Consider the following 23,605-nt stretch of genomic DNA (forward strand, 5'->3'; position numbering starts at 1 on the left):
GCGGGGATTCAGAACGGGGCGTCGCCTTCGATGGTGGTGCGGTACAGCTTGCGGCGCAGATGGTCGGGGGTGCCGGCGGCGACGTGCATCACCGCGCGGTTGTCCCAGAACACCATGTCGCGCGCCTGCCAGACGTGGCGATAGACGTGTTCGGGGCGGGTGCTGAGGTCGAACAGCTCGGCGAGGATCTGGCGGCTCTCGTCCTCGGGGACGTCCACGATGCGGGTCGTGAAGTGCTCGCTGACGAACAAGGCCTTGCGGCCGCTTTCCGGATGGGTGCGCACCACTGGGTGGACCACCGGCCTGACCTGATCGATCTGTTCCTGGCTCAGCTTCGGGCGCCACGGGCTGCGGCTGCGCAGTTCCTCGTATTTGGCCAGGTAGCTGTGCTCGGCGCGCAGCGGGGCGATGGCCTTGCGCAGCTCGGCGGGCAGCGCGTCGTAGGCCGTGTGCTGGTTGGCGAACAGGGTGTCGCCGCCTTCCTCCGGCAACTCCTGGGCGTGCAGGAAGGAGCCGAGGCTGGGCTTGTCCACATAGGAGATGTCCGAGTGCCAGAAGTGGCCGGCATCGCCGAGGCCGATGGGCTGGCCGTTCTCGCGGATGTTGGAGACGATCAGGACTTCCGGGTGGTCGGGCAGCGCGAACTGGTGCAGCACGTGGATCTGCAGCGGGCCGAAGCGGCGGCTGAAGTCCACCTGCTGGGCTGGCGTGATGTGCTGGTCGCGGAAGACCAGCACGTGGTGTTCGAGATGGGCGCGGTGGACGCGCTGGAAGTCTTCGGTGCTGACGGGCTGCGCGAGGTCGAGGCCGACGATCTCGGCACCGACGGCACCGTCGAAGGGGCGGATCTCGAAGGATTGGGCACGCGCGTCGGAGGCGGGCGAATTGAGTACGGCTTCCATGAAGTGTCGGGCCGATGGCAACCGGCCGGTCCGATGAAGGAAAGCTGTACTGTAGAAAGCTCAGGCGCGTGGCTGAACCATTATATTTTTCGAAACTTATGAGTCGAAATGCGCCTGAGCTTATTCGATTTCCGAATTAACGGACGCCCTGCTGCCGGGAGCCGGCGGGGCGATACGCGGAGATCTTATTTTCCGTCCCCGAACTTGGCGTCCGCGGTTTTGGCGTCGGCGGCGATCTTGTCGTTGATCTGCTTGGCGGTCTGGGCTTCGGCGTTGATGAACTGGCTGATCACCTGGCTGGTGGCCTGGATGTCGGCATTGCCTTCCTTCTGCAGGCAGTCGAGCCAGGCGCGCTGGGCCTGGCGGTAGGTGTTCACGGCGCCGACGCTCTTGTTGAAGGCGTCGGGGTTCTTCAGGTCGAGATTGACTTCGGCCGGGCGCGGGCCGCAGGCGTGGGTCCAGCTGCCGTTGTCGATCTTGCCGGCGTGGGCGGTGAGGCTGGCGCTGAGGGCTGCGGTGGCGAGGACGAGGGTGAGCTTGCGGGTCATCGGGGTTCTCCGGTAGGTCAGCCCTTGGAGGCGGGCCGGGTTGCTGGGGGGGTATCGGTGGCGGCGGTCTTCGGCGTGGCCGGCTTGTCGCCGGGGCCACCCTTGCGGGCCTTCTCCGGCAGGGCCTTGGGGCGCACGGTTTCGCCGTCGGCGAGCAGGTCGGACGGGCTGCTGACCAGGACCGCGCCGGCCTCGATGCCGTCGACGATCTCGATCTCCTTGCCGAGGTCGCGGCCGAGGGTGACGTTGCGGAAGCTGACGGTGTTGTCCTTGCCGACAGTCACCACGCGGGTGCCGTCCTGACCGGTGACCAGCACGTTGGTGGGCACCAGCAGTGCCTTGATGCTGCTTGACAGGCTGAATGTCACTTCGCCGTAGGTGCCGGGCAGCAGCTTGCCGTCGGGGTTGGGGAGCTCCAGCTCGACCTGACGGGTGCGGGTTACCGGGTCGAGGGCGCCAGCGGCGTGGGCAACCTTGGCGGTGAATTTCCTGCCTGGGGTTTCGGGGATGCGCAGCGTCACTTCCTGGCCGGGGGCGATCTCGCTGGCGTACACCTGCGGAATCCACAGGGTCAGGCGCAGCGGGTCGGTCTGGGCGAGGGCGAAGAGTTCCTTGCCGTTGGCGGCGATCAGGTCGCCGATTTCCACGCTGCGGCGGGTTACCACGCCGTCGAAGGGGGCGACGATGCGGCGGAACTGCCGGAGCTGTTCGAGCCGGCGCACATTGGCTTCCACTGCAGCCAGGTCGGCGCGGGCCTGGGCGGCGGCGCTGCGCTTTTCGTCCAGGTCCTGGCGGGCGACGCTGTCGAGGCTGGCCAGGTGTTCCCAGCGCTTCAGGGTGTCGCGGGTCAGGTCAACGCGGGCCTTGACCTGCTCGCGGGCGGCGCGGGCCTGTTCCAGTTCCTGGTCCTGCTCGGGGGCCTCGATGGTGGCCAGCAGGTCGCCTTTCTTCACGCGCTCGCCGATGGTCTTGTGCCAGGCTGTCAGGTAGCCGCCGCTGCGGGCGATCACGCTGATCTCGCTGCGGCCCTGCAGGGTGGCTGGCAGGGCGACGCTGCGCTTGCTGTCGCCGGGACGGGCGACGATGGTGGACACCGGGCGGATCAGGCTGTCGGCGGTGCGCTGTTCGAGAGCCCGGGCTTCCTGCTGCGCGAAGACGTAGCGCAGGGCGCCGCCGGCGAGCAGCAGTCCGATCAGGCCGAAGCCGGCAAGGCGCGCGTAGCGCAGGGTCTTGCCGCCGGTGTGGCTGGCCAGGGGTGGGGGCGGGGTGATGTCTGACATGGGGTGAGTCCGGTTCGGTCAGGCGGGGGCCAGGTGGTGGCGCGGCCCGCGGCGCTCCAGCCGCAGATGGACGGCGGCGAAGACGAGGGGAACGAAGAGCAGCGTGGAGGCGGTAGCGAAGGCCAGGCCGCCGATCACCGCGCGGCCCAGCGGCGCGTTCTGCTCGGCGCCTTCGCCGAAGCCCAGGGCCATCGGCAGCATGCCGACGATCATCGCGAAGGCTGTCATCAGCACCGGGCGCAGGCGAGTGGACGCGGCTTCCAGTGCTGCGCCGAGGGGCGGTACGCCTTCGGCCAGGCGTGTGCGGGCGAAGGACACCAGCAGGATCGAGTTGGCGGTGGCGACCCCCATCGTCATGATGGTGCCGGTCAGGGCCGGCACGCTGAGGGTGGTGCCGGACAGGAACAGCAGCCAGACGATGCCGGCCAGCGCCGCCGGCAGTGCGCTGACGATGATCAGCGGATCGATCCACGACTGGAAGTTCACCACCAGCAGCAGATAGACCAGCACGATGGCCACTGCCAGGCCTATGGCCAGGCCTGTGAAGGCGTCGTGGAGGGTTTCCACCTGGCCGCGCATGATGAGGTCCACGCCGCGCGGCAGCCTGGTGCGGATGTCGGCCAGCACGGTGGCGATGTCGCGGCTGACGCTGCCCAGGTCGCGGCCTTCCACGTTGGCGTAGATATTGAAGATCGGGTTGGTGTTGAAGCTGGTGATCATCGGTGCCAGGGCCTGGCGGGACAGGCCGACCACGTTGCCGAGCAACTGGGCACCGTCCTCGCCGGCGCCGACCGGCGTGCGCAGCAGGCTGTCGAGGCTGTCGAGGGCGGTTTCCGGCGTGCGCACGCCGATGGTGTACAGGTTGTTGTTGGCGGGGTTGAGCCAGTAGGCGGGGGCCGCCTGCATGCTGCCGGACAGGGACACCATCACGTTCTGGGCCACGTCCTTGGCGGCCAGGCCGAGCTGCTGCAGGCGCACCCGGTCCATGTCGAGGGCCAGCGCGGGCTTGCTCCAGCGCTGGTAGACGTGCGCATCGACGATGCCGGGGATGGCCCGCAGGCGGTTGTTCAGTTCCACCGTCAGCGGGATCACGTCAGCCGGCTTGCCGCCGATGAACTGGATGTCGATCGGAGCTGGGGTGCCGAAGTTGAGGGTCTGGCTGACCTGATCGGCGGGCTGGAAGAAGAACTCCACGCCGGGGAAGCGTTCGGGCAGCAGCGTACGCAGACGGGCCACGTAGTCGCTGCTGGGGGCGTGGCCCGGCTTGAGGGACACCATGATCTCGGTATCGGCGGTCTCGGTGGTGCCGGAGTTGCCGAACAGGGTGTTGCGCGTGGAGTAGGGGCCGCCGACGATGTCGAGGATGTCGCCCAAGTCGCTGGCCGGAATGGTCTCGCGGATGGTGGCCTCGATACGGTCGGCGAGATGGGGCATCTCCTCCAGGCGGGTGCCCGACGGGGCCCGCACGTGCAGGCGCAGCTGGCCGGCATCCACCGCCGGGAAGAGGTCCTGCCCGAGTAGCGGCACGAGGCCCAGGGACAGCAGGCAGAAGCCGGCGAAAGCGCTGCCGAAGCGGCGGCGCTGGCGCAGCAGGGTGGCCAGCAGCACCGTGTAGTGTTCGCGCAGGCGGCTGAAACCGCTCTCGAAGCCCACGTGGATGCGATGGCAGACGGCGGCGAAGCCGGTGGCCGGTGCCGGGCGGTGCACGCCGTGCTGGGAGGCCATCATGTACATCACCAGCGTCGGCACCAGGGTCCGCGACAGCACGTAGGAAGCCAGCATCGCGAAGACCACCGCCTCGGCCAGCGGCACGAACAGTGAGCGGGCCACGCCGGTGAGGAAGAACATCGGCACGAAGACGATGCAGATGCACAGCGTGGACACGAAAGCCGGCACGGCGATTTCCTGGGCCCCGTCGAGGATGGCCTGGTGGGGATTCTTGCCGAGGCCCATCTGGCGCTCGATGTTCTCGATCTCGACGGTGGCGTCGTCCACCAGGATACCCACCGCCAGCGCCAGGCCGCCGAGGGTCATCAGGTTGAGGCTCTCGCCGAGCAGGTAGAGGACGATCAGCGAACAGCAGATCGACAGCGGGATGGACACCGCGATGATGCAGGTGCTGCGCCAGTTGCCGAGGAACAGCAGGATCATCGCGGCGGTCAGCGAGGCGGCGATCAGCGCCTCGTGCAGCACGTTGCCGATGGCCGCCCGCACGAACAGGGACTGGTCGAACATCAGCGTGAGGTTCATGTCCTCGGGCAGCTTGTCGAGGATGCGCGGGATCTCCGCCCGCACCTGGTCCACCACCTCCAGCGTGGATACGCCGCCGACCTTGAATACCGAGGTCAGGATGCCGCGCTCACCGTTCTGGCGCACGATGGTCTGCAGGGGGCCGGCGCCGTCGCGCACGCTGGCCACGTCGCGCACGTGGATGGTCTTGCCGGCGAGGGTCTTGATCGGGATGTCGCCGATCTTGGCGATGGTGGCCACCGAGCCGTTCAGCGCCACGTCGTATTCCCGCTCGCCGATCTTGATGGTGCCGGTAGGCAGCGTGAGGGTCTGGTTGCCGATCGCCTCGCTGACATCGGCCGGCGTGATGCCGCGGGCCAGCAGTGCGGCGGTGTCGATGTCCACCGAGATCTGGCGGTTGCGGGCACCGAAGGGGGCGGTCAGCTCGACGCCCTTCTTGGTGCGCAGGTTGTTGCGCACCACGTCGTTGGTCAGCTCGCCGACCTCGGTTTCCGGCACCGTGGCGCTGGACACGCCGATCTGCAGCAGCGGCAGATCGGTGGCCGAATACTGCACCACCTGCGGCGGCGCGATGCCGACCGGCATCGAGCGGTAGGCCGAATTGGCGGCCGACTGGACCTGGGCCAGCGCGGTGCCGATGTCGGTGCCGGGCTGGAAGAAGACCTTGATGATGGAGGCGCCGGCCACCGACAGGGACTCGGTGTGCTCGATGTTGTCCACCGACTGGGTCATCGCCCGCTCGGCGTTGCGACTGATGCGGCTGTAGATCTCAGGCGCAGGCAGGCCGTTGTAGCTGTACAGCATGGCCACGACCGGGATGTCGATGTCCGGGAAGATGTCCACGGACATCTTCTTCAGCACATAGGGCATGGACAGCAGGATGAGCAGCGCCATGACCAGGAAGGTATAGGGGCGCCGCAGGGCGATATTGACGATCCACATCGGGAATTTCCGGGGCCGCGTCGCGAGGCTGTGCTGCGGAGGCGAGCGGGGGCCGGGCTGGAACAAACCTCTGTGTCGGGCAAATTCCGGGCCATGAGGAAAAACCCTGTATCCGCGCGGGGGATTGCCCGATCTGGGGTTCGAGGCTTGCGTGGGAATCAGCAGTTGACCAGCTGAAAAGTTGGATTTTCAGCAGTTGGCCAATGTCCGGCGTGAAGCGGTGCAGGCACCGCGCGGCAGAGCGGCCCCGGGATTTCTGGGTGCAGGGCAGCTGTGCGGGTGTCCTGGCACGCGCCGTGCGAGGCGATGCGGTTCATTTCCGGTCGATCGGTCCTTGAGGAGTCCTACAGGGAAGCCCGGCCGGGAAGCATCTACAGAAGAAGACCGCACAGGAACAACAATGAAGAAACGCATCTATGTCTGGCTGGGCCGTTCAGCGGCGCTGGCTCTCGGCTTGGCCGCGGGCGGTGCCGGCGCCCAGCAAGTCCTGCCCCGTCCGCCGGAGCCCTTCGCCGGCAAGATCGACCCCGCCCGCGACAAGTCGGTACCGGCCTGGCCGAAGCAGGTGCAGGTGCCGAAGGGGGCGCCCAACGTGGTGGTCGTGCTGCTCGACGACGTCGGCTTCAGTGCTGCGTCTACGTTCGGCGGCGTGGCCGACACGCCGGCGCTGCAGGACCTGGCCCGCAACGGCCTCAGCTACAACCAGTTCCACGTCACCAGCCTGTGCTCGCCGACCCGCGCGGCGCTCCTCACCGGGCGCAACCACCACGAAGTCGGCTTCGGCACCGTGGCCGACAGTTCGTCCGGCTTCCCCGGCTACAACTCGGTGTGGGCCAAGGACACCGTGTCGGTGGCTGAGGTACTGCGCCAGAACGGCTACAGCACCTCGGCCTTCGGCAAGTGGCACAACACGCCGCAGTGGGAGATCACGCCGGCCGGCCCCTTCGAGCACTGGCCGACCAGCCTCGGCTTCGAGTTTTTCTACGGCTTCATGGGCGGCGCCGACAACCAGTGGGAACCGCGCCTGTACCGCAACACCACGCCGGTGGAACCCAAGGCCACGCCAGAGCAGGGCTACCACCTGACCGCCGATCTGGCCGACGAAGCCACCCGCTGGCTGCGTACCCATGACGCGGTGTACCCGGACAAGCCGTTCTTCGTGTGGTTCGCGCCTGGTGGCACGCACTGGCCGCACCACGTGCCGCAGGACTGGATCGCCAAGTACAAGGGCAAGTTCGATCAGGGCTGGGACAAGCTGCGCGAGGAGACCTTCGCGCGCCAGAAGAAGCTTGGCGTGATCCCCGCCAATGCTGAGCTGACGCCGCGCCCGCCTGAGCTGCCAGCCTGGGATTCGCTGCCCGCCGAGCAGCGCCGCCTGCTGGCGCGGGAGGCCGAAATCTCCGCCGCTTACCTGGCCTACACCGACTTCCAGGTTGGCCGCCTGCTGGCCGAGATCCGCGCCCAGGGCAAGTCCGACAACACCGTGGTGTTCTACATCGTCGGCGACAACGGCGCCGAGGTCAGCTCGCCGTTGCTCGGCCGCGATGCCACCGGGCCCGACGGACAGGCGGCAAGCCTGGCCGAGCGCCTGAAGGACATCGACGCGCTGGGCTCCGCGCGCTTCGACAACCTCTATGGTTCCGCCTGGGGCTGGGCCGACAACACGCCTTTCCAGTACGGCAAGGGCATCCCGTCCTACTTGGGCGGCACCCGCAACCCGCTGGTGGTGTCGTGGCCCAAGGGCCTGCGCGACAAGGGCGTTGTGCGCAGCCAGTTCAGCCACGTCACCGACATCGCGCCGACGATCTACGAGCTGGCCGGCATCACCTTCCCGGACAAGGTCGAGGGCATCCAGCAGGTGCCGCTGGAAGGGCGCAGCCTGGTGTACAGCTTCGACAACGCCAGGGCCGAATCGCCGCGCACGCTGCAGTATTTCGAGATGGGCGGCAGCCGCGGTATCTACAAGGACGGCTGGTGGGCCGGTAGCCGCAATGTGACGCCGCGCGGTAACGCGGTGCTCAACCAGGCCCCCTTCGGCCAGCGCCAGTGGCAGCTCTACAACCTGAATGCCGACTACAGCCAGGCCCACGATGTGGCTGCTGCCAACCCGGACAAGCTGGCCGAGCTGGTTGCCACCTTCGACAAGGAAGCCTGGCGCAATGACGTCTATCCGCTGACGCCGGAGGTCGGCGTCGGCCGTCCCAGCCCGGCCGCCGGGCGCACGCTGTTCACCTACCGGGCCGGCGTCACCCGCATCCCGTCGCGGGTCGGGCCGGACGTGACACGGCGTGCCCACCGCATCACTGCGGATATTGAACTGCCGGCCCGCGGGGGCGACGGCGTGCTGATCGCCGACGGTGGCCGCTGGGGCGGCTTCAGCCTGTTCGTGAAGGACGGGCGGCTGGTCTATGAGGCCAACGCCCACGGCCATCGCAGCGGCCACATCGTGTCGTCGCGCCCGCTGCCGAAGGGCAAGCTGCAGGTCGCCTTCAGCTTCACGCCGGACGGCGCCGCTTCATCCGCGCCCGTCGTGCAGGGCCAGCCGCCGGTGGCGGTGCCCGGTGTCGGGCGCTTGTTCGTGAATGGCGAGCAGGTCGGCGAAGGACGCATCGCCAAGATCGTCTACGGCCCCTACGAGTCCCTCGACATCGGTGCCGACCTTGGCTCGCCGGTGAGTTCGGACTATAAGGTGCCGTTCTCCTTCACCGGCATCCTCGGCAAAGTCGAGGTTGAGTTGCGCTGAAAGCTGTCGTCAGCCGCTCCCACCCGTCTTGCGGCGGGTGGTGGCGCATCGTCTTCCTGATGTTCCTGCTCGCCGCTCCGGCTCTGGCGCCGGCCGGCGAGCCGGCCCGCTACGTGGGTAGCGGCGCCTGTGCCGATTGCCATGCCGACGAGGCCCGGCGCTGGCAGGCGTCCCATCACGCCCAATCGATGCAGCTCGCCAGCCCGGCCACGGTGCTCGGCGATTTCCGCGATGTGCGCGTCAGCCACCATGGCCAGACCACGCGCTTCTTCCGCAGGGGCGAGGCCTTCTACGTGCGCACCGCCGGGCCGGATGGGCGCGAGGCGGACTTCCAGGTCACCCACACCTTCGGCGTGCATCCGCTGCAGCAATACCTCGTCGCGCTGCCCGGCGGACGCCTGCAGGCCCTCGGCGTGGCATGGGACGCACGGCGCCGGGAGGAGGGCGGCCAGCGCTGGTATCACCTCTACCCGGATGCGCCGCCCAAGCCCGGCGAGTCCGTGCATTGGAGCGGCCGCGAGCAGAACTGGAACTTCATGTGCGCGTCCTGCCACTCGACGGAGCTCGCCAAGAACTACGACCTCGAGTCCGACAGTTACCGCACGCGCTGGGCCGAAATGGCGGTCGGTTGCGAGGCCTGCCACGGACCTGCTTCGACACACCTGGTCTGGGCGCGGGGCGGCAAGCCGGCTGCAGTGGCCGACGCGGGCCTGACGGTGGCGACGCGCCAGCTGCGCCGGCTGGGCTTCCGCTACGACGGCAGCCATCCGATCGCCCGCAGCGACGGTGACGTGAAAGCCGGCCAGCGGGCCGGCGAAGCCTGCTTCGGCTGCCACTCCCGGCGCCAGCAACTCACGGCGGAACCCCAGCCCGGCGCGGCCTTCCTCGACGACTACCGGCCGGTGCTGATCGAGCCCGGCCTCTACCATCCGGACGGGCAGATCGACGACGAGGTCTTCGAGTACGGTTCCTTCGTGCAGAGCCGCATGCACCGGGCCGGCGTCACCTGCAGCCATTGCCACGACAGCCACAGCCTCAAGCTGCGCGCCGACGGCAACGCCCTGTGCGGGCAATGCCACCTGCCGTCCCGCTACGACCGGCCCGAGCACCACCGCCACGGCGAGGGCTCGGCCGGCGCCCAGTGCGTCAGCTGCCACATGCCGACCAAGATCTACATGGGCGTGCATGTGCGCCGCGACCATCGCCTGGCGGTACCGCGCCCGGCGCAGAGCGCCCGCCTGGGCACGCCGGACGCCTGCACCGCCTGCCACAAGGACAAGAACCCGGCCTGGGCCGCCGCCGCCATCGAACGCTGGACCGGCCGGCCGGAAGTCGCCGCCACGCCGCCGGTCGCCGTGCTGGCGGGGCGCCGCGCCGGCGTGCCGCTGGCCGAACTTCTGTCCGTCGATTATCCGGCGATTCAGCAGGCCGGCGCGCTGTTGCGCCTGGCGGTCAGCCCTGCGGCGGCGGACGCGGTGGCCCGCGCGGCCCGCTCCGGTGAAGGTCTGCTGCGCCTCGGTGCCGCGCGGGCCCTGGCTGGCCTGGCGCTGCCCGAGGCCTGGCGCATCGGCGATGGCCTGCTCGACGACCCGCTGCGGGCGGTGCGCACCGAGGCTGCCCGCACTCTGGCCGGTGTGCCGGTCGAGCGCCTGCCTCCGGCCCGCCGGGCGCGCCTGAGCGCCGTGCTGGCGGAGTTGATCGCCAGCGAAGAACTGGCCGCGGATCGCCCTGAGAGCCACGTCAATCTGGCCCGCATTCACGCCGCCCGAGGCCAGTCCGAGGCGGCTGAGCAGGCCCTGCGCACCGCCTTGCGTCTGGATGCCGCTTTCGTGCCGGCGCTGGTGAACCTGGCCGACCTGTACCGCGCCACCGGCCGCGAGGCGGACGGCGAGGCCCAGCTAAGGCAGGCCGTCAGACTCGCCCCGGCGGCCGCCGAGCCGGCCCATGCCCTCGGCCTGGCGCTGATCCGCCAGGGCCGTCGCGATGCCGCGCTACCAGAGTTGGCGCGGGCGGCTGCGCTGGCGCCGGACAACGGCCGCTACGCACTGGTGCTGGCCGTCGCGCAGCTCGAGAGCGGGCAGGGCGACGCGGCGCTGGCCACGCTGGCGGCGGCGCGGACGCGCCTGCCGGAGGACGCGGCCTTGCTGCGCACCCAGGTGCAGATCGAACGCCGCCTCGGCCGGCCGGAGGCCGCGGCGGCGCATCAGGCCGAATTGCAGCGTCTCGAACGGGGGGGCGCGGTGCCTTGAGGTGCCTTGACGGGGCTGCTGCGTGGCAGCCCGCCGAGGTTGAAAAATCAGCAGAGCGGCAGCAGACGATGGCGTGATCTGTGTGCAGCGCAACAGCCCGGCCAGCGTGCCGGCATTGCGACGCTGTCCGCGCGGCTCCCCGAACGCCCGGATTTTTTCCTATAAATCAAGCGCGTGGCGGTGAGGCGCGATGACTTTGCAGGGGATTGGCACGGGCCGTGCAGGGAAAGGGCCTGCCCCCGCGGCCGAGGCCGCTCACCTCAATGTCAGTCACCCCCGAATATCGACCGTCATGAAAATCAAAGCCTCCCTCCGCGCCCTGGCCGCTCTTGGCGGTGTGTTGCTGAGCCTGTCCGGCGCCCATGCCCAGGAAGCCGTGACCCCGGCCATCTCCGGCGTGGTTGCCGCCGGCACCAAGATCGAACTCATCAAGGACGGCTTCAAGGGCACAGAAGGCCCGATCGCCGCGCCGGACGGCAGCGTGCTGTTCACCGAAAACCAGAACGCCCGCGTGATCCGCATCGCGCCGGATGGCTCTACCTCGGTCTTCCTCGACAACACCAACGGCGTCAATGCGCTGGCCTTTGCCGCCAACGGTGACCTGGTGGCGGTGCAGACGCTGCAGCCGAAGGTCGGCGTGATCCTGCCGGCCGGCAACGCCCGCACGCTGGCCGAGAAGGTGGACGGCGGCCTGTCCTTCGGCCGCCCCAACGACCTGGTGGTGGACAAGGCCGGCAACGTGTATTTCACCGACTCCGGCGCCAATGCCAATGCCAATCCCAAGCCGGACCTGTCCAAGATCTCGCCGCCGGCGGTTTACCGCATCAGCCCCGAGTTCGTCATCGAGCGCCTCGCCAAGGACATCGAGCGTCCCAATGGCATCCAGCTGAGTCCCGACGAGAAGGTGCTGTACGTGGCCAACACCGCCGGCGAGTACGTGTTCGCCTACGACATCGGCGCCAACGGCAAGCTCGGCCCGAAGCGCCAGTTCGCCAAACTGGAAGGCTTCCGCCAGACCGACAACGGTCCGTCCAGCGGCGCCGACGGTCTGGCGGTGGACAAGGACGGGCGCCTCTACGTGGCCAGCAGCGCCGGCGTGCAGGTGTTCAGCAACAAGGGCGAGCCCCTCGGCATCATCGCGCTGCCGAAGGCGCCGCAGAACCTGGCCTTTGCCGGGCCCGGCAAGCAGCAGCTGTACGTGGTCGGCCGCGGTGCGGTGTACCGCATCCCGGTGCTGACCGCCGGCTATACCGGGCGCGCCAAGTAAGTCCGCTTTTTTCCGATTGTTGGAGGTTTCCATGACCCGCAAGACCGCTGCCGATTTCGAGCCCGAAGTGCTCAAGCTGTTCGACAAGTACGTGCATGGCATCATCCCGCGCCGGGAGTTCCTGAAGAACGCCGCCAAGTTCGCGGTGGCCGGGGTGACTGCCGAAGGCCTGCTGGAAGCGCTCAGCCCGAAGTTCGCCGAGGCCCAGGAAGTGCAGGGCAACGATCCGCGCATCAAGGCCCAGTACGTGGAATACCCGTCCCCGGCCGGCTACGGCACGCTGCGTGGTTACCTGGTGCAGCCGGCCAATGCCAGCGGCAAGCTGCCGACGGTGCTGGTGGTGCACGAGAACCGTGGCCTCAACCCGCACATCGAGGACGTCACCCGCCGCCTGGCCCTCGACGGCTTCATCGCCTTTGCGCCGGACGCCCTGTTCCCCCTCGGCGGCTATCCGGGCGACGAGGACAAGGCCCGCGACCTGTTCACCAAGCTCGACCAGAACAAGACCCGCGAGGACTTCGTGGCCGCCGCGGCGATCCTCAAGAAGCTGCCCCAGGGCAACGGCAAGGTCGGCGTGACCGGTTTCTGCTACGGCGGCGGCATCTCCAACTTCCTCGCCACCCGCATCCCCGACCTGGCCGCCGCGGTGCCCTTCTACGGCAACCAGCCGGCACCCGAGGAGGCCGCCAAGATCAAGTCGCCGCTGCTGATCCACTACGCCGAGAACGACGAGCGCATCAACGCCGGCTGGCCCAAGTACGAAACGGCCCTGAAGGCGGCCGGCGTGAAGTACGAGGCCTACATCTATCCGGGCACCCAGCACGGCTTCAACAACAACACCACGCCGCGCTTCGACGCCAACGCGTCCAAGCTGGCCTGGCAGCGCACCGTGGCCTTCTTCAAGCAGAACCTGAAGGCCTGATTTTGTGTTCCCGTGGGGGCGAATTCATTCGCCCGCGGAGCCCGTTCCTACCGACGGTGGGCGAATGAGTTCGCCCCTGCGGTTCAATCACTCAGCACCTAGATAGTACGGAGAAACAATGAAGAAGTTCGTCAAACCCTTGCTTGCCGCCCTGATCGTGACCACCACCGCGGCGTCCACCCTGGCCTTCGCCCAACAGGCGCCGAAGCCCGAGCAAGTCATCAAGTGGCGCCAGTCGGTGTATCAAGTGCTGGCCTGGAACAACGGCCGCATCAAGGCCAGCATCGACGGCACCTACAACAAGGACGAAGTGATCCGCGCCGCCAACGCCATCGCCGCGATCGCCAACTCCGGCCTCGGCGCGCTGTACCCGGCCGGCACCGAAACCGGCAAGGGCTGGCGTGAAACCACCGTCAAGCCGGAGCTGTTCACCGACCACGCCAAGGCTGGCGAAGCCGCCAAGAAGTTCACCACCGAAGCCAACGAGCTGGCCAAGGTTGCCGCCACCGGCGATGCCGGCGCGGTCAAGGTCGCCTTCGGCAAGCTCGGCCAGACCTGCAAGGGCTGCCACGACGACTTCCGCAAGAAGGACTGAGCGGACTCCGGATCTGTCCGGGCCCGCCCTTTCGCCCGACCGGCGGTAGTGGCCCGGACAATCCGTGGCGGGGTGGCTTCGGCCGCCCCGTTTTTCATTCTGCCGTGCGCTGGCACGGCGCCTACCGCTGAGCCCCGACTGCCATGACTGCCGGCATCGCTGACCGACCTGCCGAGCGGGCAGGGGACGTGGTCGCCTTCTTCCGCCGCATCGGCCCCTATTTCCGGCCCTGGCGCGGACCCTGGCTGGGCGCGCTGGCGGCGCTGATCGCGGTGCATGGCATCGAGATCCTGATTCCCCTCGGCGTGCAGCGTGCCGTGGACCGCATCGCCGCGCAGGGCGACGGGCTGGCCGAGGCCGTGCTGGCGGTGCTCGGGCTGGCCCTGCTGCGCTTCCTGGCCCTCAATATCGGCCGCCGCCGCAACGCGTTGGTGTCCATCGGCCTGACCACGGCCCTGCGCCAGGCCTTCTACGAACACCTGCAGACCCTCGGGCGGGGCTTCTACGCCCGCCACGGCATCGGCGACCTGATGGCGCGGGCGACCAGCGACATCGCAGCGATCCAGCGCTTCTTCCGCTTCGCGGTGCACCAGTTGATCAGCCTGGCGAGCGTGGTGCTGATTGCCCCGGCCTTCATGGCCGCCCAGTCGCCCGAACTGACCCTGTGGCTGCTGCCGCTGCTGGTGGCGATGGGGTGGAGCGGCTGGCGCCTGGCTGGCCGCCTGCGCACCGCGTCGGCAACCAGCCAGACCGCCTATGGCGCGCTGACCGAAACGGTCCAGCAGAATCTCGGCGGCATCCGCAGCATCCACGCCCATGCCCAGGAGGCGCGGGAAATCCGCCATTTCCGGCGCGTCGCCACCGACTACGCCGGCGTCGTGCGCCGTCTGTCCCGCTGGCAGGCCCTGCTGGCGGCGCTGATGGGACTGCTGTGCGGGCTGATGAGCCTGGTGGTGGTCGCCGTGGGCGGTCGGCAGGTGCTGGCCGGCACGATGAGCGTCGGCACGCTGGCGGCCTTCATCCTCTACCTCGGCATGATCCTCGGCGTGCTGCGCAACTGCGGCCATCCGGTCTATGTGCTGCTCAATGCCAGCACCGCGGCGCGGCGGGTGTTCTGCATCCTGGACGAGCAGCCGGAGATCGACGAACGGGCCGCCGGGCCGGCTCCCGCGACGCCCGCGTCCGCTTGCGGCGAACTGCGGGTCGAGGCGCTGAGCTTTGCTTACCCGGCCCGCGGCGCTGCCGGGCCGGTCACGGTGCTCGACGGCATCGGGCTGCACATCCGGCCGGGGGAGATGCATGCGCTGATCGGGCCGATCGGCTGCGGCAAGTCCACCCTGCTCGGGCTGCTGGCCCGCCGCCTGGCGCCCACCGCCGGGCGCATTGCGCTGGACGGCCGCGGCCTGGAGAGCCTGCCGCTGGACTACCTGCGCCGCCAGGTGGCCTTCGTGACCCAGGACAGCTTTCTGTTCGCCACCTCCATCGGCGAGAACATCTCTTTCGATGATCCGGGCCGGCCGCCGGAACCGGTGGCGGCAGTGGCCCGAGTGGCCCGTCTGGAGAGCACCATCGCGGCCTTTCCGGATGGTTTCGCGACGCGGGTCGGCGAGCGTGGCATCACCCTGTCGGGCGGCCAGAAGCAGCGCACCGTGCTGGCCCGCAACCTGATTTTCGATGCGCCGGTGCTGCTCCTCGACGACTGCTTTTCGGCCCTGGATACGGAGACGGCGGCAGCCATCCTGGCCGAACTGCGGGCGCGCCGGCCGCGGCCGACCATCGTGCTGGCCTCCCACCGCCTGGCCACCGTGCGCGAGGCCGACTGCATTCATGTCATGGAGGGTGGCCGCATTGTCGACTCGGGGCGCCATGAAGCCTTGCTGGCCGGTGCCGGCCATTACGCGGAGCGGGTCGAGCCATGAGCCCGCAACCGCCGAAGCTCGGGCCCTTCGCCCCCACGCCAGATGCCGGCAGCCAGCTGTGGCGGCTGGCGCACTGGCTGGCCCCGTATCGCTGGCGCGTCGCGGTGGCGCTGTTGCTGGCGGTGGTCGCCGCACTGACGGCGGTGCTGATTCCGGTAGTGTTCAGCCGCGTGGTGGTGGACGACATCCTGCTGCACGCTCACCACGACGGGGTGCCTGACCTGGGCCAGCGCAGGCTCGTCCAGGCTCTGGCGGCAGGCCTGGAGGTGATGCCGCTGGCCGCCGCCGCCGGGCTATACCTGCTGTGGGTGGGGCTGCGGGCGGTGTGCACCTACGCCTTCGAGACCCTGTTTGCCGGTGCCGTGCTGTCGGCCCTTGCCGATCTGCGCAGCGACCTCTTCGCCCACGTGGAGCGACTGCCGGCTGCTTTTTACGACCGGGTCCGCGTCGGCCAGGTGTTGACCCGCATCACCACCGACGTGGAAAGCCTGGCGGAAATGCTGATCGGCATGGCCGAGGTGGCTGGCGAGGTGGTGCCGCTGACGGTGGCCATCTGCGTGATGCTGTCCCTCGACGGTACGCTGACTGCGGCGCTGTCGCCGGTGCTGCTGGTGATCGTGCTCGCCACCGCGCTGTTCCGCCACCTGTCGGGCCCGGTCTATCGCCGCATGCGCGACACCGCGTCGCGCCTCAACGAGGACATCCATGAGAACCTGTCGGGTATCGAGGCCATTCAGCTGGCCCGCCGGGAGGCCTACAACGCACGCCGCTTCGGTGGTCTGAACGACGCCAACCGGCAACTGGAAAGCCGCGCCATCCGCATCGAGACGGCCTATTACCCGGTGGTCGAAAACCTGTCCTATCTGGCCGTCGGGCTGATCCTGTGGCTGGGCGGCGCCCATGTGGCAGCCGGCACGGCCACCCTGGGCTCGGTGGTGCTGTTCCTGCAATTCACCGACATGCTGTTCCGGCCGGTGGTACTGGTGGGCTTCCAGGCCAGCGCCATCTTCCGTGCGGCGGCGGCCAGCGAGCGCATCTTCCGCTTGCTCGACTGGCAGGAGAGCCTGGCCGTCCCGGCCGCGCCGGTGCCGTTGCCGCCGGACCTGCACGGGCGCATCGAATTCCGCGCACTGGATTTCCGCTACGAGAGCGGCGAGCCGGTGATCCACGCCTTCAGCCTGGACATCGCGGCCGGGGAAACCGTCGCCATCGTCGGCCCGACCGGCTCCGGCAAGACTACCCTGACGCGGCTGATCTGCCGTTTCTACGACGTCGAGCCGGGCCGGCTGTTCATCGACGGCGTGGACATCATGCAGATTGACCCGGCCGAGCTGCGCCGCCGCGTCGGCGTGATCCTGCAGGACTTCCACCTCTTTCCCGGCTCTGTGCTGGACAACATCGGCCTCGGCAACCCGGCGGTCAGCCGGGACGACGCGCGCCGGGCCGCGGCGGCTGTCCAGGCGCTGGATTTCATCGAGGCATTGCCCGAGGGCTTCGACACGCTGCTCGAAGACCGCGGCGGCAACCTGTCCCAAGGGCAGCGGCAGTTGCTGGCCTTTGCGCGGGTCGTCGCCCTCGATCCGGAGATCCTGATCCTCGACGAGGCGACCGCCAGCATCGATCCGGCCACCGAGGCGGCGATCCAGGCCGGGCTGGAGCGGATCATGGCCGGGCGGACCTGCATCGTGATCGCCCATCGCCTGCAGACCATCCGCCATGCGGACCGTATCGCGGTCGTCGACCGCGGCCGTCTGGTCGAGCTTGGCCCGCACGAAGCGCTGCTCGCCCGCGGCGGACTGTACCGCCGCTTGCACGAGGCCCAGCAGCAGGCCGGCTAGCCGCGGAGATCGTCGCCGGGGTGTTAAGAATTTGGCCTGCCCGGCCTGAAAACGGCTGGGCCGGGCGTCGATAACGCGGTACCTTCCACCGCAAATCCACGCCCTCCGGCCCGCCGGCTCTTATTACCCCATGCGCCCCGTCAAGCTGCACTGGCTGTTTCTCGCTGTTTTGCTGCCGGGCATCGTCGCGCTGGTCGTCCTGCTGGTCGATTCCTACCGCCGCGAAGAGGCCAATCTGCAGCAGAACGCGCTGCAGACGGCCCGCGCCCTGCGCCAGGTAGTGGAAGAGCAGATCATTGGCAAACAGAAGGTGTTGCAGGGCTTCGCGATGGGCAGCGGAGCCTTCGACCGCCGCGACGACGCGGCACTGCGCCGTCAGGCCGTGCAGTTGCTGACGGAAACGGATTTCGCCGATGCGCTGGTGGTTACCGATCCGAGCGGCCAGCAATATCTCAACACCCTGATCCCCGAGGGGCTGCCGCTGCCCACGACCAAGAACATGGCCCGAGTGCGGCGGGTCTTCGAAACCCGGGGCCCCTATATTTCCGATGTGGTCATCGGGACGGTGGCCAGGCGGCAGCTGATCACCATCGATGTGCCGGTGATCCGCAACGGGGCGGTGTTGTTCGACCTGAACCTGGTTCTTTTCCCGGAGCGGCTCGGCCGCATCCTCAACACCCAGCAGTTGCCGGAAGGCTGGGTGGCGTCGATCTACGACGCCACCGGCCACATTGCCGCCCGCAGCCGCAACGGGGCCGCCGTTGTCGGCCAGCCGGTTCCCGCGGTGCTGATGGCGCGCCTGCGCGGTCCGGCCGAGGGAAGCGTCAAGGGGGTGAGCCAGGAAGGCGAGGAGGTCTTCGGTGCTTACAGCCGCTCGGACGTGACCGGCTATTCGGTGGCCGTTGCCGTGCCGGTCGCCATCCTGCAGCGGGAGCTGACCAGGAACCTGGCCCTCAGCGCGCTGATCGTCGCTGCGATGACGGTGGCCAGCCTGTTGCTCGCCCGGCGTTTTGGCGGGCAGTTGCAGGCGGCTTTGCATGGGCTGGTTGCGGCAGTGGACTCCGCCGCCGCAGGGCGCTCGGGAGTGATTGTGCTGCGGGAGGGGCCGGCCGAGGTTCGCCATCTGTCTGCCCAGTTCGAACTCATGTTGCAGGCCCGCAATGAGGCGGACAGCGCGATCCGTACCGAGCGCCAGCGTCTGTACGACATTCTCGAAACGCTGCCGGCTTTGGTGGTGCTGCGCACCCCGGATTTCCGGGTGGTGTTTGCCAATGCCATCTACCGTCAGCGTTTCGGCGAGGGGCACGGGGACAACTGTGCGGATCTGTTCAGCAGCCATGCGGCTCGCCATGCGGGGAAGGGGGGCGGGGAGTGGGAGTGGGTCGGCCCGGACGGGCGCATCTACGCGATCCACGACAGCCCCATCGTCGGTCCCGACGGCGCACCGCTGGTGCTCAAGATGGGGATCGACATCACCGCCAGGCGCGCTGCCGAAGCGGCCCTGCGGGACCGTGAGGAAAGCCTGCGCATTGCGCTGACCTTCTCGCCCAATGTGATCGTGATGGCCACCCAGCAGGCCCGTTTCATTTTCGCCAACCGGCAGGCCGAGCTGTGCTTTGGCTACAGCCAGCCGGAATGGCTGTCGATGGATGTGGCAGACCTCTTTCCGCCCTCCGAGGTCGAGCAGGTGATGACCCACTTCCGCCGTAACGTGGCGGGCAGTCATGAGTTCTTCGAGGTGCTCGCCCGCCACAAGAGCGGGCGCCTCGTCGACGTGGAGATCAACGGCGTGCTGCTGCCCGACGGGCGCGTGCTGGGGGAGATCATCGACATCTCGGCACGCAAGGCGGCGGAGAAGCAGATCCGCCAGCTGTCGATGGCGGTCGAACAGAGTATCGAGAGCGTCGTCATCACCGATCTCGAGACCCGCATCGAATACGTGAACGAAGCCTTCGTGCGCAGTTCCGGTTACCGCCGCGATGAGGTGCTCGGCCAGACGCCGGCCCTGCTCAAGTCCGGCCAGACGCCCCGCTCAACCTACGACGGGTTGTGGACTGCGCTGCATGACGGGCAGCCGTGGCGCGGCGAGTTCATCAACCGGCGCAAGAACGGCGAGGCCTACGTCGAGAACACGATCATCGTGCCGATTCGCGAGCGGGATGGGCAGATCACCCATTACCTGGCGATCAAGGAAGACGTGACCGAGAAGCGGCGCATCGAGGGCGAGCTGGAGCGCTACCGCTACCATCTGGAATCGGTGGTCGAGGAGCGCACCGCCGCGCTGTCCGTCGCCAAGGAGGCGGCGGAGGCGGCCAACCGGGCCAAGAGCACCTTCCTGACGACGATGAGCCACGAACTGCGCACGCCGATGAACGCCATCATGGGCATGACCGCGATGGCTTTGCGCCGGGCTACCGATCCGCGCCAGATCGAGCAGCTCAACAAGGCCCGCCAGGCGACCCAGCACTTGCTGGCGCTGATCAACGACATCCTCGACATCTCGCGGATCGAGGCCGACCGCCTGAGCCTCGACCAGCTCGATTTCCGCCTGGACAGCGTGCTCGACAATCTGCGCACGCTGATGGAGGGCTCCGTGGAGCAGAAAGGCTTGCGTCTGCTGATCGACGTGACGCCCGGCCTGGCGGAGATGGCATTGCGCGGCGATCCGCTGCGTCTGGGGCAGATCCTGGTCAATCTGGTCGGCAATGCGCTCAAGTTCACGCCCGCCGGGCAGATCGAAGTCCGTGTGCGACAGGACAGCGACACCGCTGGCGACGTGTTGCTGCGTTTCGAGGTGCGCGATTCGGGCATCGGCATCGCGGCGGAAGATCAGCAACGCCTGTTCGCCACCTTCGAGCAGGTGGATGGTTCGATGACCCGCAAATATGGAGGATCGGGCCTGGGGCTGGCGATCAGCCGGCGCCTGGCCAGGATGATGGGCGGCGACATGGGGGTGGCGAGCGAGATCGATGTGGGGAGCACCTTCTGGTTCACCGCGCGCCTGCAGAAGGGTGACGAGCGTGCCGTGCGCCCGCGGAGCAGGGCGGATGCGGAGCTGAGCTTGCGCGAGCGCTTTCCCGGCGTGCGCCTGTTGCTGGCGGAGGACGACCGGGTCAACCAGGAGGTCGTGAAGGCCCTCATCGAGGAGGCCGGCATCGCCGTCGATGTGGCCGGCGACGGGGCCGAGGCGCTCGCCATGGCGCAGCAGACGCCCTACGCGCTGATCCTGATGGACATGCAGATGCCGGTGCTGAACGGCATCGAGGCGACCCGACGGATCCGGCAACTGGCCGGCTACGCCGACACGCCAATCGTGGCCCTGACCGCCAACGCCTTCGAAGACGACCGCCGCGCCTGCCTGGCGGCTGGCATGGACGACTTCATCACCAAGCCGGTGGAGCCGGCCCGCCTGCTCGAGAGCCTGTTGCAGTGGCTCGAGCCGGCGGCGGCAGGGCGCAAGTCTGCCGACAGCTAGCCGCCAGACCTGCGCCAGCCTGAATCGCTAGTCTTTCGGACTCTGACACTCCGTCTTCACTGTGCAGGTCCGAACCCATGAAAGAATTCCAGGATATCGCCCGCTGGCTCGAAGAGCGCGGCACCGTGCATCTGATTCCCCGCGTGGAGTCGCTGCCGTCACCGGCCTTCCGCATGGATGGCCGCGAACATGTCTCCTTCAGCACCAACAACTATCTCGGGCTGGCGTCCCACCCGCGCATGATCGCCAAGGCCCGGGAAGGGCTGGAGCGCTACGGCGTCGGCAACTGCGAGTCGCGCCTGCTCGGCGGCGACCTGGAAATCTACGATCAGCTGGAGCAGAAGCTGGCCGCCATGAAGGGCAAGGATACGGCCCTGTTGTTCGCTACCGGCTACCTGACCAATCTCGGCGTACTGTCGTCGCTGGTCAAGACGGCTCAGTTTGCGCGCATGTACGGCTACCGCACCCGCGGCCGCCACAGCTACGCCTTCTTCTCGGACGAGTACAACCACGTCAGCATCCGCGAAGGCATCCGCCTGTCGGGGGCCGACCGCCTGACTTTCCGCCACCTCGACCTGAATCACCTGGAGTCCCTGCTGCAGGCCTCCGAGGCGACCACCCGGATCATCGTCACCGACGGCGTCTTCAGCCAGGATGGCGACATCGCGCCGCTCCCCGCATTGCTGCAACTGGCCGAGCGTTACGACGCGATGGTGTATGTGGACGATGCCCACGGCACCGGCGTGCTCGGTGTCAATGGCGGCGGCATCACGGAGCATTTCGGCATCGACGATCCGCGTCTGATCTGCATGGGCACCCTCAGCAAGGCCTACGGTGCGATCGGCGGCTTCATCGCCACCGACAAGTACATCGGCGAACTGCTGCGCCTGACCTGCTCGGCCTACGGCTTTACGTCCACGTTGCCGCCGGACCAAGTGTTCGCGGTGAGCGAGGCGATCGACATCGTGGCCGATGAACCGGAGCGCCGCCAGCGCCTGTGGGCCAACCAGCGTTATTTCGTCGAATCGATGAAGGGCTTGCCGTACCAGGTGGTGTCCACGACCACGCCGATCGTGCCGGTGCTGATCGGCGACGAGGTGCTGACCGACCGCCTGTCGGAGCAGTTGCGCGGCGTCGGCCTGCACGTGGATAGCGTCAAGTTCCCGGCCGTGCCGAAGAACCAGGGGCGCCTGCGGGTCATTCTCAACGCGGGCCACACCCGTGAGCAGATCGATCTGCTGGTGTCGCTGCTGCGGGAGCAGCATACGGTGCTGCTGAAGGCAGCGTAAGCGCTGCGTCCCGGCTGGCTTCTCGCCGCCAGCGCACCTGGACCGTGGGGCCGTATCCGGTTCACGATACTGATCCTGACCCTGCTGACCGTGGGCAGCTTCATCATGATCAGCCGGGGGATTGTCGGCGCCTACATCGCCAAGATCTTCGAGGAAATCAAGGGGCGGCCGATCTATCTGGTCGCCGAACGGGTGGGGGCAGAGGCGCGCCCGTCAGCCGTGCTGCCGGGCGCAAGAGGCGTGTTCGGTGGCCCTTGACGGTGCCTGCCGCGCGAGTGGGACGGATCTCGCGCGCAGGGTCAAGAAGCGGGCTCCGCGCGTGAACATCCCCGGCGATGCCGCGTCTCTCAGATCAGCCGGGCGGTCTTCAGCTCTGACTTGATGTAGGCGTACACCACCGGGGCCAGGGCGACGCCGCCGAAACCGAACATGGCCTCCATGACGACCATCGCGATCAGGATCTCCCAGGCCTTGGCGTCGATCTCGCCGCCGACGATGCGGGCGTTGAGGAAATATTCGGCCTTGTGCAGCACGATCAGGAACAGCAGGGACAGCAGCGCCGCGTAGGGCGACACTGAAAAGCTGATCATCACGATGATGGAGTTGGAGATCAGGTTGCCCACCACCGGCAGCAGGCCGACGATGGCGGTGATCAGCACCATCGTCTTGCCGAAGGGCAGGTGGATGCCCAGCGTCGGCAGGACGGCCAGCAGGTAGAGGCCGGTGAAGAAGGCGTTGATGGCGGCGATCTTGCCCTGGGCCACGAAGACCCGGCGGAAGGCCTTGTAGAAGGTGCCGACCCGCTCGTGCATGGCCGCGGCGAGGGGGCGTCGCTCGTTGCGCGACGACACTTCGTGCACGGCCACCATCGCTCCGATGATCATGCCGATCAGGATGTGCGCCGCGGCGAGGCCGGCTTCCTTGCCGAGCAGGCGGAGTTCCGGCGCGTGTTCGCGCAGCAGGTGCACCGCTTCGGCCTTCAGTTCGGGGCCGCTGCTGGGCAGGCTACCGAGCAGCCACGGCGGCAGCACGTCGTTGGCGCTGTCGAGGGTTTCGGCCATCGTGCTCCAGATCGCGTCGAGGCCGGCGCCGCCATGCAGCATCGAGGCGATCCACAGGCCCAGCCCGACCATGCCGGCGATGATCAGTATCGCCAGCACCGCTGTTGCTACCAGCTTGCCGCGCGACCCGGCGACCACCCGGCCGACCAGCGGCTGGGCCAGCTGGACCAGCAGGAACACCAGCATGCCGGCGAACAGGGCCTGCAGTAGATGCAGGCCGAGCACCGCCAGGATGCCGCCGGCGGCCAAAAGGTAGGAGCTGCCTTTTACCCAGTTGTACTGTCTTTCCATCGGTCGACGAAGCCCTGTGCGAGTCAGGGCGCCA

15 protein-coding genes are annotated in these 23,605 nt (G+C 68.2%); 10 read left to right on the forward strand and 5 right to left on the reverse strand.

Annotated elements, in window-relative coordinates; genetic code table 11:
- Positions 1 to 8: 8 nt before the first annotated feature.
- From B4920_RS20660 to B4920_RS20675, 4 genes are all read right to left on the reverse strand, one after another.
- Entirely contained in the window at positions 9 to 902 is an 894-nt protein-coding gene (locus B4920_RS20660; RefSeq protein ID WP_079436574.1) for a TauD/TfdA family dioxygenase, read from the reverse strand.
- Between the two features lie 185 nt (positions 903 to 1,087).
- Positions 1,088 to 1,450, reverse strand: coding sequence for a hypothetical protein (locus tag B4920_RS20665; protein WP_079436575.1), 363 nt, complete (start codon positions 1,448 to 1,450; stop codon positions 1,088 to 1,090).
- A 17-nt stretch (positions 1,451 to 1,467) separates the two neighbouring features.
- Positions 1,468 to 2,730 carry an efflux RND transporter periplasmic adaptor subunit gene (locus B4920_RS20670; RefSeq protein ID WP_079436576.1) on the reverse strand — a complete coding sequence of 421 codons (1,263 nt, stop codon included), beginning with the start codon at positions 2,728 to 2,730 and terminating at the stop codon, positions 1,468 to 1,470.
- 18 nt (positions 2,731 to 2,748) lie between these two features.
- On the reverse strand, positions 2,749 to 5,922 hold the full coding sequence (locus B4920_RS20675; RefSeq protein ID WP_079436577.1) for an efflux RND transporter permease subunit: 3,174 nt from the start codon (positions 5,920 to 5,922) through the stop codon (positions 2,749 to 2,751).
- Positions 5,923 to 6,322: 400 nt separating this feature from the next.
- Here B4920_RS20675 and B4920_RS20680 point away from each other — a divergent pair, with 400 nt between their 5' ends.
- The 10 genes from B4920_RS20680 (at position 6,323) to B4920_RS29545 (ending at position 22,477) form a co-directional block, all read left to right on the forward strand.
- Positions 6,323 to 8,665: an arylsulfatase gene (locus B4920_RS20680; protein ID WP_079436578.1), complete on the forward strand. Its 2,343-nt coding sequence runs from the start codon at positions 6,323 to 6,325 to the stop codon at positions 8,663 to 8,665.
- Positions 8,666 to 8,724: 59 nt separating this feature from the next.
- On the forward strand, positions 8,725 to 10,914 hold the full coding sequence (locus B4920_RS20685) for a multiheme c-type cytochrome (RefSeq protein ID WP_079436579.1): 2,190 nt from the start codon (positions 8,725 to 8,727) through the stop codon (positions 10,912 to 10,914).
- A gap of 292 nt (positions 10,915 to 11,206) precedes the next feature.
- The gene (locus tag B4920_RS20690) at positions 11,207 to 12,181 is read left to right on the forward strand and encodes an SMP-30/gluconolactonase/LRE family protein (protein WP_079436580.1); all 975 of its coding nucleotides are present in this window, start codon (positions 11,207 to 11,209) and stop codon (positions 12,179 to 12,181) included.
- Between the two features lie 31 nt (positions 12,182 to 12,212).
- Positions 12,213 to 13,103, forward strand: coding sequence for a dienelactone hydrolase family protein (locus tag B4920_RS20695; protein ID WP_079436581.1), 891 nt, complete (start codon positions 12,213 to 12,215; stop codon positions 13,101 to 13,103).
- Between the two features lie 118 nt (positions 13,104 to 13,221).
- Positions 13,222 to 13,698 carry a cytochrome c gene (locus B4920_RS20700; RefSeq protein WP_079436582.1) on the forward strand — a complete coding sequence of 159 codons (477 nt, stop codon included), beginning with the start codon at positions 13,222 to 13,224 and terminating at the stop codon, positions 13,696 to 13,698.
- Between the two features lie 143 nt (positions 13,699 to 13,841).
- Positions 13,842 to 15,617, forward strand: coding sequence for an ABC transporter ATP-binding protein (locus B4920_RS20705; protein WP_079436583.1), 1,776 nt, complete (start codon positions 13,842 to 13,844; stop codon positions 15,615 to 15,617).
- The gene (locus B4920_RS20710) at positions 15,614 to 17,455 is read left to right on the forward strand and encodes an ABC transporter ATP-binding protein (RefSeq protein ID WP_079436584.1); all 1,842 of its coding nucleotides are present in this window, start codon (positions 15,614 to 15,616) and stop codon (positions 17,453 to 17,455) included. The genes B4920_RS20705 and B4920_RS20710 overlap by 4 nt, the downstream gene beginning before the upstream one ends.
- Before the next feature lie 130 nt (positions 17,456 to 17,585).
- On the forward strand, positions 17,586 to 20,930 hold the full coding sequence (locus B4920_RS20715; RefSeq protein WP_079436585.1) for a PAS domain S-box protein: 3,345 nt from the start codon (positions 17,586 to 17,588) through the stop codon (positions 20,928 to 20,930).
- Between the two features lie 77 nt (positions 20,931 to 21,007).
- The gene (locus B4920_RS20720; RefSeq protein ID WP_079436586.1) at positions 21,008 to 22,219 is read left to right on the forward strand and encodes a pyridoxal phosphate-dependent aminotransferase family protein; all 1,212 of its coding nucleotides are present in this window, start codon (positions 21,008 to 21,010) and stop codon (positions 22,217 to 22,219) included.
- A gap of 105 nt (positions 22,220 to 22,324) precedes the next feature.
- Positions 22,325 to 22,477, forward strand: coding sequence for a hypothetical protein (locus B4920_RS29545; RefSeq protein WP_161493359.1), 153 nt, complete (start codon positions 22,325 to 22,327; stop codon positions 22,475 to 22,477).
- Positions 22,478 to 22,566: 89 nt separating this feature from the next.
- Here B4920_RS29545 and B4920_RS20725 read toward each other — a convergent pair whose 3' ends face one another.
- On the reverse strand, positions 22,567 to 23,571 hold the full coding sequence (locus B4920_RS20725; protein ID WP_079436587.1) for an AI-2E family transporter: 1,005 nt from the start codon (positions 23,569 to 23,571) through the stop codon (positions 22,567 to 22,569).
- Between the last annotated feature and the right edge of the window lie 34 nt (positions 23,572 to 23,605).

It is taken from the genome of Zoogloea sp. LCSB751 (assembly GCF_002028455.1).
In the GTDB taxonomy this organism is placed as follows: domain Bacteria; phylum Pseudomonadota; class Gammaproteobacteria; order Burkholderiales; family Rhodocyclaceae; genus Zoogloea.